Here is a 16,161-nt window from a genome sequence, read left to right on the forward strand (position 1 = left end):
CCTCGTATGTGTGGAGCGTTTCGTGCAGGTATGAAATACAACCACGGCATTGTTTCGAGAATGCCGCGAATCGGTCGCAGTTCGCTCACCGCGTACGCGATCACGCCCGTCGCCGTGTCTGCGGCTGCATGTCATTCGGCGCGGATACGCTTGAGGATTGTGACCGCCGAGTATTCCGCCCATCACCTCCAGGTGCTCGAGGGACTCGAAGCGGTCCGCAAACGCCCCGGCATGTACATCGGCTCCACCGACTCGCGCGGGCTCATGCACTGCCTCTGGGAGATCATCGACAACTCCGTCGACGAGGCCCTCGGGGGGTTCGGTTCACGGATCGACATCATCCTGCACCCCGACGGCAGCGTCGAAGTGCGAGACCGCGCCCGCGGCATCCCCGTCGACATCGAACCGCGCACCGGGCTCTCGGGCGTCGAGGTCGTCTTCACGAAGCTCCACGCCGGCGGCAAGTTCGGCGGCGGTTCCTACGCAGCCTCGGGAGGGCTCCACGGCGTCGGAGCATCGGTCGTCAACGCCCTCTCGGAGCGTCTGGACGTCGAGGTCGACCGCGGCGGCAAGACGTGGGCGATGTCCTTCCACCGCGGAGAGCCGGGCGTCTTCGCGAACGGCGCACCCGACAGCGCCTTCACGCCGTTCGAGAAGAGCTCCGAGCTGCGGGTGGTCGGCCGTGCGGCCAAGGGTGTCACGGGCACCCGCATCCGCTACTGGGCCGACCGGCAGATCTTCACGAAGGACGCCGCCTTCAACCTGCAGGAGCTCGAGCAGCGCGCCCGTCAGACGGCGTTCCTCGTTCCGGGGCTCGAGATCGTCATCCGCGACGAGCGCGGTGAGGCCGTCGAGGAGACGAGCTACCGCTTCGACGGCGGCATCTCGGAGTTCGCCGATTTCCTCGCGCCCGATGCCGCGATCACCGACACCTGGCGCCTCGCGGGCACCGGGAGCTTCACCGAGACCGTCCCCGTGCTGCAGCCGTCCGGCGCCATGGTGCCCACCGAGGTCGAGCGCGAGTGCCACGTCGACATCGCGGTGCGGTGGGGCACGGGATACGAGACGACATCCCGCTCGTTCGTCAACATCATCGCGACGCCCAAGGGCGGCACGCATCAGGCGGGCTTCGACCTCGGCCTCATGAAGGTGCTGCGCACCCAGGTCGAGCAGAACGCGCGACGCTTGAAGGTCGGCAACGACAAGCTCGAGAAAGACGACATCCTCGCGGGTCTCACTGCCGTTCTCACGGTCCGTCTGCCCGAACCGCAGTTCGAAGGCCAGACGAAGGAAGTGCTCGGTACGCCGGCTGTCCGCCAGATCGTCGCGAACGTCGTCTCACGCGAGCTCGCGGCGCGGTTCAGCTCGACCAAGCGCGACGACAAGGCGCAGACGGCGCTGCTGCTCGAGAAGGTCGTCTCGGAGATGAAGGCGCGCATCTCGGCGCGCACCCACAAAGAGACGCAGCGCCGCAAGAACGCCCTCGAGTCCTCGTCGCTTCCGGCGAAGCTCGCCGACTGCCGCACGAACGACGTCGAGGCATCCGAGCTCTTCATCGTCGAGGGCGACTCGGCGCTCGGCACGGCCAAGCTCGCGCGCAACAGCGAGTACCAGGCTCTGCTGCCCATCCGCGGCAAGATCCTCAATGTGCAGAAGGCGTCGATCAGCGACATGCTGAGCAACGCGGAATGCGCCGCGATCATCCAGGTGATCGGCGCGGGCTCGGGTCGATCGTTCGATCTCGAGGCCGCCCGCTACGGCAAGATCGTGCTGATGACCGACGCCGACGTCGACGGCGCGCACATCCGCACGCTGCTGCTGACCCTCATCTTCCGATACATGCGCCCGCTCGTCGACGCGGGGCGCGTGTACGCCGCCGTCCCCCCGCTGCATCGGATCATCGTGATGAACCCGGGCTCGAAGCCGAACGAGACGATCTACACCTACTCGGAGCAAGAGCTGCATACCCTGCAGGCGCGCTTGACCAAGGCCGGCAAGCGCTGGCAGGAGCCCGTGCAGCGCTACAAGGGTCTCGGCGAGATGGATGCCGATCAGCTCGCGACGACGACGATGGATCGCTCGGGGCGCACCTTGCGTCGCGTTCAGATGAAGGATGCCGAGGCCGCGGCATCCGTCTTCGAACTCCTCATGGGCACCGACGTCGGGCCCCGCAAGGAGTTCATCATCGACTCGTCCGCCAACCTCAGCCGCGAACGCATCGACGCATAGGGCTCACCAGCCGTCGATGTGCACGACCTCGTCCAGCGGCGCGCGATGCGCGGGACGGAAGTCCGTGCCGAGCGCATACGCGACGGGGAGCAGCACGCCCTGGTGGACGGTGGCGGGGATGCCGAGGAGCTCCGCGATCTCGCGCTCGTAGGCGAGGTGCAGGGTCGTCCACGCGCTGCCGAGGCCGCGCGCGCGAAGCGCGAGCTGCAGGCTCCACGCTGCAGGCAGCAGCGACCCCCAGAGCCCGGCCTGAGAGCCCGGCTCGAAGTCGTCTCGTCCGTTGAAGATCGCGCCGATCACGAGCACCGGGACCTCGGCCATGTGCTCCGCGAGGTAGTCCGCGCTCGACGAGACGCGCTCCTGGACCGCTTGGCGCTCGGCGTCCGCATACGCCCGCCCGCCGGAGGAGCGGTACCGAGCGAACGACCGGGCGTAGAGCTCCGCGATGGCCGCGCGCTTGTCGGGGTCGGTGACGATGATCCAGTGCCAGGTCTGGGCGTTGCTCCCCGTCGGCGCCTGCAGGGCGACCTCGAGGGCTTCGCGCACGATCTCGAGCGGCACGGGTCTGGTGAGGTCGAGACGCTTGCGCACCGAGCGGGTCGTCGTCAGCAGTTCATCGGGATCGAGGGGGAGGAGATCGGTCACAGCTCGACGATAGCCGGGGGTCAGTCGACCCCGGTGCCGATCGCGGCGACGACGCCGTCGAGCGGGGCGCCCGAGGCATCCCGTTTCGCCCCGGCCGCCGGCAGTGCACGCGTCGCTCCGTCCGCCCCGACGGCGCGCGGTTCGCTGCCCACCCAGGCGAGCGTGAGGGCGTTCTCGCCCTTGAGGAAGCGCTGCGCGCGCACACCGCCCGTGCCACGGCCCTTGGCGGGGAACTCGTCGAACGCCGAGACCTTCGCGGTCGCGGAGTCCGCCCCGGCGAGGGTCTCGGTCGAGCCCGCGACCGTCACCACGACCACGTCGGGCGCGTCAGCGGGCACGACGTCGAACGAGACTACCCGCTCGCCCGACGACACGCGGATGCCCGCCATGCCGCCCGCCGAGCGACCCTGCGGGCGGACGGATGCCGCGTCGAAGCGCAGCAGCTGGGCATCGGTCGCGACGAAGACGAGTTCGGAGCCGTCCGGCGCGGGCGCCGCGCCGACGACGCGGTCGCCGTCCTTGAGGGCGATGAGCTCGACGTCGTGCTTGTTCGCGATCTCACTCGCGGAAACGCGCTTCACGACGCCCTGAGCCGTGCCGAGGGCGATGACAGGGGTATCCACGAGCGGCACGACGGCGACGACGTGCTCGCCGGTCGGAAGCGCGAGGTACTGATCGGCACGCGTGCCGGCGGCGAGCTGGACCGAGTTGCCGGGCACAGCGGGCAGGTCGACGGGCGAGAACCGCACGATGCGACCGAGCGAAGTGACGGCGCCGAGATCCCCGCGCGTCGTCGTGTCGACCGCGGAGCGGATCGCGTCGTGCTTCGACCGGCGCGACGGCGGGACGATGCCACCGCCGTCCTCGTCGAGCGCGGCGCGCACCATGCGGCCGGTCGCCGAGAGGAAGACGCGGCACGGGGCGTCGGCGATCTGCAGATCGGCCGCCGCGGCTGCCGCCCGCGAACGCGGCTGGACCGGACCGCCATCGAGCAGGAGCGTGCGGCGCGGCGTGCCATAGGCCTCGGCTGCGGCATCCAGTTCCCGCGCCACCTGCGACCGCAGCAGAACGTCGCTCGCGAGAAGCTCTTCGAGCTGAGCGATCTCGGCTTTGAGGTTGTCGCGTTCGGTCTCGAGTTCGATGCGCGAGAACTTCGTCAGTCGCCGGAGACGCAACTCGAGGATGTACTCCGCCTGCAGCTGCGACAGATCGAAGACGTCCATGAGGCGCGTGCGCGCCTGCTCGCCGTCGTCGGATGCACGGATGACCTGGATGACCTCGTCGATGTCGAGGATCGCGATGAGCAGACCCTCGACGAGGTGCAGGCGCTCCTGCCGGCGCGCGAGGCGATAGCGGCTGCGGCGCGTCACGACACTGAGACGATGCGCGAGGTAGACCTGCAGGAGCTCCTTGAGGCCGAGCGTCTGCGGCTGCCCGTCGACGAGGGCGACGTTGTTGATGCTGAACGAGTCCTCGAGCGGAGTGAGGCGGTAAAGGTGCTCGAGGACGGCGTTCGCGTCGAAGCCCGTCTTGATGCCGATGACGAGCCGCAGACCGTGGTGCCGGTCGGTGAGGTCGGTCACGTCGGCGATGCCCTGGAGCTTCTTCGCCGTGACGGCGTCCTTGATCTTCTCGATGATCCGCTCGGGACCGACGAGGTACGGCAGCTCGGTGACGATGATGCCCGTGCGCCGCGGACCGAGCGACTCGACGGACACCTTCGCGCGCGTGCGGAAGCTGCCGCGGCCCTTCGCGTAGGCGTCCTTGATGCCGTCGAGGCCGACGATGATGCCGCCGGAAGGCAGGTCGGGGCCGGGCACGAACTCCATGAGGTCTTCGACGGATGCCTCGGGGTTGTCGAGCAGGTGGATCGCGGCGCCCACGACCTCGATGAGATTGTGCGGCGCCATGTTCGTCGCCATGCCGACCGCGATACCGGTCGTGCCGTTGACGAGCAAGTTCGGGAAGGCGGCGGGCAGGACCTCGGGCTGCTGGAACTGGCCGTCGTAGTTCGGGATGAAGTCGACGACGTCCTCGTCGAGGTTCTCGGTCAGCGCGAGCGCGGGCGCGGCGAGTCGCGCTTCGGTGTAGCGGGGCGCGGCGGGACCGTCGTCGAGCGAGCCGAAGTTGCCATGGCCGTCGACGAGCGGCACGCGCAGCGAGAACGGCTGTGCGAGGCGCACGAGCGCGTCGTAGATGGGCGCATCCCCGTGGGGGTGGAGCTTTCCCATGACCTCGCCGACGACGCGGGCGCTCTTGACGTGCCCGCGGTCGGGGCGCAGCCCCATGTCGGCCATCTGGAACAGAATTCGCCGCTGCACCGGCTTGAGTCCGTCACGCGCGTCAGGCAGGGCGCGGGAGTAGATGACGGAGTACGCGTACTCGAGGAAGGACCCCTGCATCTCGGTCGAGACGTCGACGTCTTCGATGCGACCGTGATCGGCGGGGGAGGAGGAGTCGGTGCGGGATGCGGGCATTGTGCGGAAGAGGCCTCGGTGACAGCGGGTTCGGGTGGAGGCCTGCCGCCTGTGCGAGACTGGCCCCGATGCCACTCAGCCTACCCGCGGACCCGCCCCGGGCCCGGAGCCTCACCGGTGTCGTGCCACAGCTGTTCGACGCCCTCGACGGACGCTCGGAGTGGTTCGCACCGGCCACGTCGGCCATCGTCCTGCTCGTCGACGGTCTCGGCGCCGCGAACCTCGCGGCCCGGTCGGGTCACGCTCGCTTCCTGTCGCAGATCGGCACGAAGAAGGATGTCGCCCGCACGGTCTTCCCGTCCACGACCGCGACCGCGCTGACGGGACTGCTGACCGGCGAGCCCGCGGGCGAACACGGAATCGTCGGCTACCGCGCGCGGATCCCCGGCACCGACGAGGTGCTCAATCAGCTCCGCGGTTACGACACCGACGGCCTGCCGACCTCGTGGCAGCGCGCGCCGCGCCTCGTGGCTCAGCGGCCCTCGTTCGTCGTCTCCAAGGCACAGTACGCCGGCACCGGCTTCACGCAGGCGATCATGGGGGAGGCGGAGTTCGTGGCCGTGGCCGACCTCACCGAGCGGGCCGAACGCGCCGCAGCGCTCGCGGCGCAGCATCCCGGCTCCTTCATCTATCTCTATATGACCGAACTCGACGCCGCGGGTCACAAGCACGGCTGGCAGTCCGACGAATGGATCGCAGCGCTGGAGAGAGTGGATGCCGCGGCCAGCGCGCTCGGCGCCGCGCTCGCCCCGGGCACAGGCGCGGTCATCACGGGCGACCACGGCATGGTCGACGTGCCGCGGCACCGACAGGTGCTCCTCTCGGATGGCGACCGCCTGCTGGACGGCGTGCACCTGATCGGCGGCGAGCCGCGCATGCTGCACCTGTACTCCGAGCCCGGACGGGCGGCCGACGTGCGCGCCGCATGGGAGGCATCGGAGTCCGGGCGATCCTGGGTCATGTCCCGCGACGAGGCGATCGGGGCCGGGCTCTTCGGGCCCGTCGACCCTGCGGTGCGCGAGCGGATCGGAGACGTTCTCGTCGCGGCGCGCGCGGCCGTCGCGTACTACGACGATCGTGAACCCGACAAGAAGCCGCAGAACATGATCGGCCAGCACGGCTCGCTCACCAACGAGGAGCGGGTCGTCCCGCTCCTGCGACTCGGCGCTATCGCCTGAGTCGTCAGTCCTCGCCCTTGGCGCCGAAGACGATCTCGTCCCACGACGGCATCGATGAGCGACCCTTGCGACGGCCGGCGGCTTCGGCCACCGCGACGGGCTCGAGGCGCGCGTCTTCGTCGTCCTCCGCGCCCTCGGTCTCGTCGTAGCCCGGCTCGAGGGCATCGAACAGCGCCACCGGCGCCGACGTGCGGGCCGGGGCGACCTCGTCCGTCCCGGGCAGCGGCTCGCGCTGGCCGCGACGCCGGCGCAGCGCCTCGAGAAGGTCGGCCGTTTCGGCGGACGTGACGGTCGGCTCGCTCGCGCGCTTGATCGCAGCCTGTTGGACGGCGGGCGCGACGGGCTCGGGCAGTTCCGGCGAATCGAGATCGGCGTCCGGGATGCGACGCGGGCCGAACGCGCCGCTGTCGAAGCGCGACTCGTCCTTCTGCGTCGCCGAGTCGAGAGCGCGCAGACGGGGGATCAGCCCCTCGGGCAGCGAGCCCTGCCGGGAGAGCTGCGTCGCGTCGGAGTTCTGAGGCGACAGCGTGCCACGGCGGGGATCGAAGCCCCAGCGCGCATCGTGATCGATGTCGTTCGCAGTGAACTCGAGCTTGACGACCCAGCCCGTGGGCTCCTTCCAGCTCGTCCACCGCTCGCCGGATGCGCCTGCCTCGGCGAGCTTGGCCCGCACGGCCGAGCCGAAGCTCGGGTGCGGATCGCCATCGAGCTCGGTCGCCAGCAGCACGGGAACGGCGAGTGCCTGACCGACGATGTGCTCGCGTTCGGCCAGCACCGGACGCTCGAACCGCACGACGTCCTCGACGCGGGCGCCCAGCAGCTGAGCGACCTCTTCCGCGGACAGGCCAGCGCGGATGTGCGACTGGATCTCACGCGGGCTCGGGCGATCGACGGGTGCGTCCGCACTCGCGTCGGATCTGCTCCGACGCAATTCGGCGCGCAACGATTCGTTGACGGCCAAGGCGAAACGCTCGCCCGACTCGGTCGCCAGGATGAGCTTGTCGTCCTCGGTGGCGATGACTCTGAGCTGTTCCATGCGAAAAGCCCTCCGATCCAGCTGTCTCCGCACCATGCTGACACGCTGCACACCGTTCGCCGGGAATATCGCGCGCGCGCCGTGAGTTTCACGCGGAGCACGCCGCGTCAGGGGTGTGAGCATTTGCGAAATGCCCCGCCGTCGTGCAAACTATCGCCGCCCAAGCTGGCCGAAAGCCAGGGGCGCAAAGACTCGAGAAATCCGGAAGTTGAGACGCTGAAGCAATGGCCACCGATTACGACGCCCCCCGCAAGACCGAGGACGACAGCGAGTCGATCGAGGCTCTCAAGGAGCGCGTTCCCGACAAGCTCTCGGGTTCGGTCGACGTCGAGGACGCCGACAACCCTTCGGGATTCGAACTGCCCGGTGCCGACCTCTCCGACCTCGAACTGGATGTCGTCGTGCTTCCGCCTCAGGAGGACGAGTTCACCTGCATGAGCTGCTTCCTGGTGAAGCACCGCTCGCAGCTCGACCACGAGGAGAAGACCGGCGCCATCTGCATCGAGTGCGCCGCCTGAGTACTTCTACCGCTGTTCCTGGACCGCTTCGCGGGCTCGCCGTACGGCAGCCGCGAGGCGGTCCGGCGTTCGGGACGACACCACCCACACGGGGGTCGGGTCGTCCGGATCGACGACGGGGAAGACCGCTACACCGTCGATGCCCCCGCGGATGACGTGCCACGCGCGGGGATCCAGCTCCGGCCCGCGTGCCGTGCGGGCGTCGTCGCCCGTCGAGATCACGGGATCTCCCAGCAGATCGACAGGAATGCGGGCACGGCCGGCTCGCAGCATCCCGTCCCGCACCTCGAGGGTCGGCGAACCGGCCACCAGCAGCGCGACGATGCCCACTCCGACGAGCGCGCCGACGACGAGGGCGAGCGTCGTGTCGATCGGCGAGAACACGAGCGCAGCCATCGGTCCGCACACGGCGGCCGCGACGAGCACCCACAGCGACGGACTCAGCCGCTCGCGATAGCGGAGGCCGACCGGCGTCTCGACGTGCGTGGATGACATCTGCATTACCCTCGATGCGTGACCGAAACCGTGGACGTCCTCATTATCGCTCCCGAGGTCCCCTCCTACGCACAACCCGGCGATGCCGGCGCCGACCTCGTCTCGACCGAGAGCCTGCGGCTCGAGCCCGGCGCACGTGCACTCGTGGGCACGGGGGTGCGCATCGCGCTGCCCGACGGCTACGCGGCGTTCGTGGTGCCGCGCAGCGGTCTCGCCGCCCGACACGGGATCTCGATCGTGAACTCGCCGGGGACGGTGGATGCCGGTTACCGCGGTGAGATCAAGGTCTCGCTGATCAACACCGACACCGAGCACGCGTACGATGTCGCGGTCGGCGATCGCATCGCCCAGCTCATCGTGATGCCCGTCGCGAGAGCGAATTTCATTCCGGTCGAGACGTTGCCCGAGAGCCTTCGCGGCGAAGGCGGATTCGGCTCGACCGGCTACACGAAGGACGGAATCGTCGCATGACGGATGCCACTCCCACCCCCGCTGCCGGCGTAGAGAAGTCGGCGCTCGAGGACCGCGCGACGGCTGGTCCGTTCGACGAGTCCGAAGCCAACCCCGTTCGCCCGTACATCGACCTCGGCGGCATCAAGATCCTTCCGCGCGAGGGACTGAACCTGCGTCTCGAGGTCGAGGAGCAGACCAAGCGCATCGTCGCTGTGGGCCTGGACTACGCCGACTCCACCCTGCAGGTGCAGCCGTTCGCCGCGCCCCGGACGACCGGCCTGTGGGATGAGACCCGCGAGCAGATCAAGCAGCAGGTGCGCCAGCAGGGCGGCCGCGTCGAGGAGCGGCAGGGTCCGCTCGGCCCCGAGCTTCTCGCCGAGGTCCCCGTCGTGGCAGGTCCCGGCGGCACCGCCGGCAAGCGCCTCGCGCGCTTCGTCGGCGTCGACGGACCGCGCTGGTTCCTGCGAGGCGTCATCGGGGGTGCTGCGACGGCGGACGTGGATGCCGCGGCGAAGGTCGAGGACCTCTTCCGCTCGATCGTCGTCGTGCGCGGCGGAACCCCTATGCCCCCGCGCGATCTCATCCCCCTGAAGATGCCCGCGACACCGGGCACAGCGTGAGCGATCGCCCGGATCTGACGCCGCCCGAACCGGAGCAGCCGTCGGCCTCCGACGTCCTCGGAGCCGCGCTCGGCGGTGCCGCGCGGCGAGCGGGGCTCGATCCCGCGGACGGCAAGAGCACGGGCCGCGTCGTGTGGGCGGCGATCGGGGGAGTCCGCGGCATCCTCGAGTCCGTCCTTCCGGGACTCGTGTTCGTCGTCGCCTGGACGCTCACGTACGACCCCGCGACGAAGGACGCGAACCTGCCGTTGAGCCTCGGGCTGTCGGTCGGTCTCGCCGTCGTCTTCACGGCCGTGCGGCTCATCCAGCGCCAGTCCGCGGCCGCCGCGATCGGCGGTCTGGTCGCGACGGGTGTCGCGGCCGCGCTGTCGCTCCTCACCGGTCGCGGCGAGGACAACTTCATCCCGGGATTCATCACGAACATCGCGTACGGCTCGGCACTGCTCATCTCCGCCGTGATCGGCTGGTCGCTCATCGGCCTGGCCGTGGGCTTCCTCATGGGCGAGGGCACGGCGTGGCGGCGCGACAAGCGCAAGCGTCGCGTCTTCTTCTGGCTCGCGATCGTCTGGGCGGGTCTGTTCGCGGCGCGCCTCATCGTGCAGGTGCCGCTCTACTTCGCGGGCGACGTGACGGCCCTCGGCACGCTGAAGCTCATCATGGGGCTTCCGCTGTTCGCGCCCCTCATCGCCGTCACGTGGCTCGTCGTGCGAGCGCTCTACCCCCGTGCGGCGAAGCCGTCGGAGGCAGCGTCGGAGTGATACGATTTATCTTGACATCAAGATAAATCGCGCCGCATCGGTGGTTAGGTGAACCTCACTAGCCATGCCGCCGATGCAGGGGAAAGATGGGGAATGCGCGCCAGTGCGCTGCGCTCCGCCGCCGACGAAGGAGACACACGTGTCCACGGTTGACAGCTTCGGTGCCAAGAGCACCCTGACGGTCGGCAGCACCGACTACGAGATCTTCCGCATCGACACCGTCGACGGCTACGCCAAGCTCCCGTTCAGCCTCAAGGTGCTGCTCGAGAACCTGCTGCGCACCGAAGACGGGGCGAACGTCACGAAAGAGCAGATCCAGGCCCTCGGCTCGTGGGATCCGGCGGCAGAGCCCGACACCGAGATCCAGTTCACGCCGGCACGCGTGGTGATGCAGGACTTCACCGGTGTCCCCTGCATCGTCGACCTTGCCACGATGCGCGAGGCCGTGACGGCGCTCGGCGGCGACCCCGACAAGATCAACCCGCTCTCGCCTGCCGAGATGGTCATCGACCACTCGGTCATCGCCGACCTCTTCGGCACCGAGAACGCGCTCGAGCGCAACGTCGAGATCGAGTACGAGCGCAACGGTGAGCGCTATCAGTTCCTGCGCTGGGGACAGACCGCCTTCCAGGACTTCAAGGTCGTCCCCCCGGGAACGGGCATCGTGCACCAGGTCAACATCGAGCACCTCGCGAAGGTCATCTACGACAGGCCGGTGAACGGCGTGCTGCGCGCATACCCCGACACCTGTGTCGGCACCGACTCGCACACGACGATGGTCAACGGCCTCGGCGTCCTCGGATGGGGCGTCGGCGGCATCGAGGCAGAGGCCGCGATGCTCGGGCAGCCGGTCTCGATGCTGATCCCGCGCGTGGTCGGCTTCAAGCTGACGGGTGAGATCCCCGCCGGCGTGACCGCGACCGACGTCGTGCTGACGATCACCGACATGCTCCGCAAGCACGGCGTGGTCGGCAAGTTCGTCGAGTTCTACGGCGCGGGAGTGGCATCCGTCCCCCTCGCCAACCGCGCCACGATCGGCAACATGAGCCCGGAGTTCGGCTCGACGGCCGCCATGTTCCCGATCGACGACGTCACGCTCGACTACCTGCGCCTGACAGGCCGCAGCGAGGAGTCGATCGCCCTCGTCGAGCAGTATGCGAAGCTGCAGAAGCTCTGGCACGACCCGTCGCACGAGCCCGCCTTCAGCGAGTACATGGAGCTCGATCTCGCGACCGTGGTGCCCTCGATCGCCGGTCCGAAGCGCCCGCAGGACCGCATCCTGCTGTCGAACGCCAAGACGCAGTTCGAGTCCGACATCCTCAACTACGCCGACGCGACCACGTCGGAGGACATCGTCGACCTCGAGTCGAAGCACTCGTTCCCCGCCTCCGACCCCGGTGCCGCACCCGGTGACGAGCATGAGGAGACGCGCGTCGTGCACATCTCCAGCGGGGGACCTGCCGCAGCATCCAAGCCCGTCAAGGTCACGACCCCCGAGGGCCAGTCGTACATCCTCGACAACGGCGCGGTCACACTGGCCGCGATCACGTCGTGCACCAACACGTCCAACCCGTCGGTCATGCTCGCTGCGGGGCTCCTCGCACGTAACGCGCTGAACAAGGGCCTCAAGCAGAAGCCGTGGGTGAAGACCACGCTCGGCCCGGGCTCGAAGGTCGTGACCGACTACTACGAGAAGTCGGGCCTCGACAAGGCGCTCGAGGGTCTCGGCTTCTTCACGGTCGGCTACGGCTGCACGATCTGCATCGGCAACTCCGGTCCGCTGATCGAAGAGGTCTCGGCCGCGGTCAACGACCATGATCTCGCCGTCACGGCGGTGCTCTCGGGCAACCGCAACTTCGAGGGCCGCATCAGCCCCGACGTGAAGATGAACTACCTCGCGTCGCCGCCGCTCGTCGTCGCCTACGCCCTCGCCGGGTCGATGCACTTCGACTTCGAGACGGATGCCCTGGGCAAGGACCAGGACGGCAACGACGTGTTCCTGCGCGACATCTGGCCCTCGACCGACGAGGTCCAGGCCACGATCGACTCGTCGATCTCGCGCGAGCAGTTCATCAAGCAGTACGCCACCGTGTTCGAGGGCGACGAGCGCTGGAAGAACCTTCCGACGCCCGACGACTCGATCTTCCAGTGGGACGAGAACTCGACCTATGTGCGCAAGGCGCCGTACTTCGAGGGGATGTCGATGGAGCTCACACCCGTCGCCGACATCACGGGCGCGCGCGTCATGGCGTCGCTCGGCGACTCGGTCACGACCGACCACATCTCGCCCGCCGGCAACATCAAGGCGGGGACCCCGGCAGCGCAGTACCTCACGGAGCACGGCGTCGCGCAGAAGGACTTCAACTCCTTCGGCTCGCGCCGCGGCAACCACGAGGTCATGATCCGGGGCACGTTCGCGAACATCCGCCTCAAGAACGAGCTCGTCGCCGCGGTGAACGACGGTCAGATCGTCGAGGGCGGCTTCACCCGCGACTTCACCCTCGAGGGCGGCCCACAGTCGTTCATCTACGACGCGAGCATGAACTACCAGGCCGCGGGAGTCCCGCTCGTGATCTTCGGCGGCAAGGAGTACGGCTCGGGCTCGTCGCGCGACTGGGCGGCCAAGGGCACGAACCTGCTGGGCGTCAAGGCGGTCATCACCGAGAGCTTCGAGCGCATCCACCGCTCGAACCTCATCGGCATGGGCGTCGTCCCGCTGCAGTTCCCGGCGGGGGAGTCGTGGAAGTCGCTGGGCCTTGACGGCACCGAGATCGTCTCGATCACGGGCCTCGAACAGCTCAACGAGGGCGTCACCCCCAAGACCGTGCGCGTGACCGCCGAGCCGAGCGAGTTCTCTCCCGAGGGCAAGCAGACCGTCGAGTTCGACGCGGTCGTGCGCATCGACACACCGGGTGAAGCCGACTACTACCGCAACGGCGGCATCCTGCAGTACGTGCTGCGCTCGCTCGTCTGAGCATCCATCGTCGAGGGGTCCGGGGCATCCGGGCCCCTCGACGTGTGTCCGGCTCCCACGCACACCCCGCGGTTAGGATGAACCCATGTCGCTGCTTCCCTCGATTCGCGAGCCGCGCGACCTCGATGCCCTGTCGGCCGAAGAGCTCGTGCAGCTCGCCGGCGAGATCCGCGACTTCCTCATCGAGAACGTCGCGCGCACCGGCGGTCACCTCGGCCCGAACCTGGGCGTCGTCGAGCTGACGATCGCGATCCACCGCGTCTTCGACTCCCCGAACGACCCCGTCATCTTCGACACCGGACACCAGTCCTACGTGCACAAGCTTCTGACCGGTCGTCAGGACTTCTCGCAGCTCCGTGCGCGCGGCGGCCTCGCCGGCTACCCGCAGCGCTCCGAGAGCGCGCACGACGTCGTGGAGTCGTCGCACGCCTCCAGCTCGCTCAGCTGGGCCGACGGCGTCTCGCGGGCTCTGACGCGCACGGGCCGCAAGGACCGCCATGTCGTGGCCGTCGTCGGCGACGGTGCGCTCACGGGCGGCATGACGTGGGAGGCGCTCAACAATATCTCCGACGACAACGACCGCAACCTCGTCATCGTCGTCAACGACAACGGGCGCTCGTACGCGCCGACGATCGGCGGGATGGCGCGCTATCTCAACCGCGTGCGCACCGCGGACGCGTACCGCAACCTCCACGAGGGCTCCGACAGCCTCTTCCGCAAGCTCGGGCCGGCGGCGCGCGCCGTCTACCGAGGGGTTCGCGGCGGCACGCACGGGTTCCTGTCGCGATTCACGAACAACACCGAGCTGTACTCGAACCTCGACATCAAGTACCTCGGCCCCGTCGACGGCCACGACCTGCCCGCGCTCCTCGAGACGCTCGAGCTCGCGAAGGAGTACGGTGCCCCGGTCATCGTGCACGCGATCACCGAGAAGGGTCGCGGCTACCAGCCGGCGCTCGACGACGAGGCCGACCAGTTCCACGCCGTCGGCAAGATCGACCCGGTCTCGGGCGAGGCGCTCGGCAGCGGCAGCGGGGTCCCTGCGTGGACCGACGTGTTCGCCGAAGAGCTCGTGCGGGTCGGCGAAGCGCGCGACGATGTCATCGCGATGACCGCCGCGATGCTGCGCCCGACGGGCCTGCTGTCGTTCGCGCAGCGGTTCCCCGACCGCGTGTACGACGTCGGCATCGCCGAGCAGCACGCCGTCGCCTCCGCCGCCGGGCTCGCCTTCGGCGGCCTGCATCCGGTTCTCGCGATCTATGCGACGTTCATGAACCGCGCGTTCGACCAGGTGCTCATGGATGTCGCGCTCCACCACGCGGGCGTGACCTTCGTGCTCGACCGCGCGGGGATCACGGGCCCTGACGGCCCGAGTCATCACGGCATCTGGGATCTCGCGATGCTGCAGATCGTGCCGCACATCCGCATCGCGGTGCCCCGAGATGCCGAGCGGCTGCGCGAGGAACTGCGTGAAGCGGTCGCGGTCTCGGACGCGCCGACCGTCATCCGGTTCCCCAAGGGCAGTGTGAGCGCGGACCTCCCCGCGGTCGAGCGGCTGGCGGACGGCGTGGACGTCCTCGTGCGCTCCGAGGCCGAGGATGTGCTCATCGTGGGCATCGGACCCATGGCGCACATCGCCGTGGACGTCGCGGGCAGGCTGCGCGCGCAGGGAATCGGAGCCACTGTCGTCGATCCCCGCTGGGCGATCCCCGTGCAGCCGTCGATCGTCGAGCTCGCGGCATCCCATCGCCTCGTCATCACGATCGAAGACGGTATCCGCGTCGGCGGCGTCGGCACGCGCGTGCGGCAGGTGCTGCGCGAAGCGGGCGTCGACACCGCGGTGGACGAGCTGGGCGTGCCCGACGAGTTCATCGACCACGCGAGCCGCGAGGAGATCCTGGAGGATGCCGGGCTCACGCCGGCGAAGATCGCACAGGACGTCGTCTCTCAGGTGCTCGGCACTCGGATTCCCGTCGCGCGGCCCGCGACGACCGAGCTGCCGATCATCGACCGCGCGCGGCGCTGAATCAGCCGACCGAGGTGAGTCGGCTGGCGAAGACGGTGGGGATCGTCGGATCCCAGTCATCCGGCGTCGTGCCCGTCGTGCCGCCGGGCGTGATCGCCTGCGAGAGCAGGTAGCCGTCGGTGAGGGCGTCGCCGGTCACCATGACGCTCAACAGCTCGATGCCGCAATCGCGCTGCACCTGATCGGCGCACGCGCCGACGATACGAGCCGACAGCTCCGCGTTCGTCGGCAGTGTGCCGCCTTCGAGCCCGTGGACGAGATCTCGCAGGGCCGCGCCGACGATGTTGCCCGAGCGCTCCTTGGGGTTGACGACGTCGAGTTCGAGGACGCGCAGGTCGTGGCCTGAGACGATCGGCCGCCAGTCGTAGGACGCATGCACGAAGTGCTGGTGACCGCCGTCGCCCGTGAGACTGCGCGCGGGCAGGTCGGTCGACCGAGCCCGCACGTCGACCATGCGGTACCAGTTGAAGATCGGGAACGCCGCGTGCGTTCCGGGGCGCAGGACGACCACTTCGCCGCGGTCGTCGGCCGAGCCCTTCACCTTGCGGATGATCGGCTTGCCGTTGCGCGTGCGGATCGCCGCCGACCCCTCGTCGACCGTCACGAGGAAGAGCTTCATGAGCGCCGGGATCACGACGAGCAGCGTCAGAGCCGCTCCGCTCGTCTTGACCAGCACGCTGAGCGCGTTGCCGCTGAACAGGCCCGAGATCATGTCGAACATGGTGACAGGATGCCTCGCCCGCGCGAGCATG

Annotated in this window: 13 protein-coding genes; 8 read left to right on the plus strand and 5 right to left on the minus strand. The window is 68.9% G+C overall.

Annotation, left to right across the window (positions count from 1 at the left end; genetic code table 11):
* The first annotated feature begins 159 nt into the window (after positions 1–159).
* Positions 160–2,229: a DNA gyrase/topoisomerase IV subunit B gene (locus tag MA876_RS12885; protein WP_372491527.1), complete on the plus strand. Its 2,070-nt coding sequence runs from the start codon at positions 160–162 to the stop codon at positions 2,227–2,229.
* Positions 2,230–2,232: 3 nt separating this feature from the next.
* Here MA876_RS12885 and MA876_RS12890 read toward each other — a convergent pair whose 3' ends face one another.
* Both MA876_RS12890 and MA876_RS12895 read right to left on the minus strand, forming a co-directional pair.
* Positions 2,233–2,874: a nitroreductase family protein gene (locus MA876_RS12890; protein ID WP_248149819.1), complete on the minus strand. Its 642-nt coding sequence runs from the start codon at positions 2,872–2,874 to the stop codon at positions 2,233–2,235.
* 20 nt (positions 2,875–2,894) lie between these two features.
* Entirely contained in the window at positions 2,895–5,351 is a 2,457-nt protein-coding gene (locus MA876_RS12895; protein ID WP_248149822.1) for a DNA gyrase/topoisomerase IV subunit A, read from the minus strand.
* A 68-nt stretch (positions 5,352–5,419) separates the two neighbouring features.
* Here MA876_RS12895 and MA876_RS12900 point away from each other — a divergent pair, with 68 nt between their 5' ends.
* A complete protein-coding gene (locus MA876_RS12900) occupies positions 5,420–6,529 on the plus strand; it encodes an alkaline phosphatase family protein (RefSeq protein WP_248149825.1) in 1,110 nt (369 codons plus the stop codon).
* Positions 6,530–6,533: 4 nt separating this feature from the next.
* Here the strand turns inward: MA876_RS12900 and sepH are convergent, their stop codons facing one another.
* Positions 6,534–7,565, minus strand: a complete 1,032-nt coding sequence (gene sepH, locus MA876_RS12905) for a septation protein SepH (protein WP_248149828.1) — start codon at positions 7,563–7,565, stop codon at positions 6,534–6,536.
* Positions 7,566–7,789: 224 nt separating this feature from the next.
* On the opposite strand from sepH, the gene MA876_RS12910 reads away from it, so the two are divergent.
* A complete protein-coding gene (locus MA876_RS12910) occupies positions 7,790–8,083 on the plus strand; it encodes a DUF4193 domain-containing protein (RefSeq protein ID WP_248149831.1) in 294 nt (97 codons plus the stop codon).
* A 6-nt stretch (positions 8,084–8,089) separates the two neighbouring features.
* Here the strand turns inward: MA876_RS12910 and MA876_RS12915 are convergent, their stop codons facing one another.
* Complete coding sequence (locus MA876_RS12915; RefSeq protein WP_248149833.1) at positions 8,090–8,578, minus strand: DUF3093 domain-containing protein; 489 nt, start codon at positions 8,576–8,578, stop codon at positions 8,090–8,092.
* 18 nt (positions 8,579–8,596) lie between these two features.
* On the opposite strand from MA876_RS12915, the gene dut reads away from it, so the two are divergent.
* The 5 genes from dut (at position 8,597) to dxs (ending at position 15,409) form a co-directional block, all read left to right on the plus strand.
* The gene (dut, locus tag MA876_RS12920) at positions 8,597–9,049 is read left to right on the plus strand and encodes a dUTP diphosphatase (RefSeq protein ID WP_248149835.1); all 453 of its coding nucleotides are present in this window, start codon (positions 8,597–8,599) and stop codon (positions 9,047–9,049) included.
* Complete coding sequence (locus tag MA876_RS12925; protein ID WP_248149837.1) at positions 9,046–9,651, plus strand: DUF3710 domain-containing protein; 606 nt, start codon at positions 9,046–9,048, stop codon at positions 9,649–9,651. Before dut ends, MA876_RS12925 begins: the two co-directional genes overlap by 4 nt.
* Positions 9,648–10,409, plus strand: a complete 762-nt coding sequence (locus MA876_RS12930) for a DUF3159 domain-containing protein (RefSeq protein WP_248149839.1) — start codon at positions 9,648–9,650, stop codon at positions 10,407–10,409. Before MA876_RS12925 ends, MA876_RS12930 begins: the two co-directional genes overlap by 4 nt.
* A gap of 139 nt (positions 10,410–10,548) precedes the next feature.
* Positions 10,549–13,383 carry an aconitate hydratase gene (locus MA876_RS12935; protein ID WP_248149842.1) on the plus strand — a complete coding sequence of 945 codons (2,835 nt, stop codon included), beginning with the start codon at positions 10,549–10,551 and terminating at the stop codon, positions 13,381–13,383.
* A gap of 85 nt (positions 13,384–13,468) precedes the next feature.
* Positions 13,469–15,409 carry a 1-deoxy-D-xylulose-5-phosphate synthase gene (gene dxs, locus MA876_RS12940; protein WP_248149845.1) on the plus strand — a complete coding sequence of 647 codons (1,941 nt, stop codon included), beginning with the start codon at positions 13,469–13,471 and terminating at the stop codon, positions 15,407–15,409.
* A 1-nt stretch (position 15,410) separates the two neighbouring features.
* Here dxs and MA876_RS12945 read toward each other — a convergent pair whose 3' ends face one another.
* Positions 15,411–16,130 (minus strand): SPFH domain-containing protein, encoded by a 720-nt coding sequence (locus tag MA876_RS12945; protein WP_248149848.1) that lies wholly within the window; start codon positions 16,128–16,130, stop codon positions 15,411–15,413.
* Positions 16,131–16,161 lie beyond the last annotated feature (31 nt).

The sequence above is a fragment of the Microbacterium aoyamense genome, assembly GCF_023155855.1.
GTDB lineage: Bacteria > Actinomycetota > Actinomycetes > Actinomycetales > Microbacteriaceae > Microbacterium > Microbacterium aoyamense.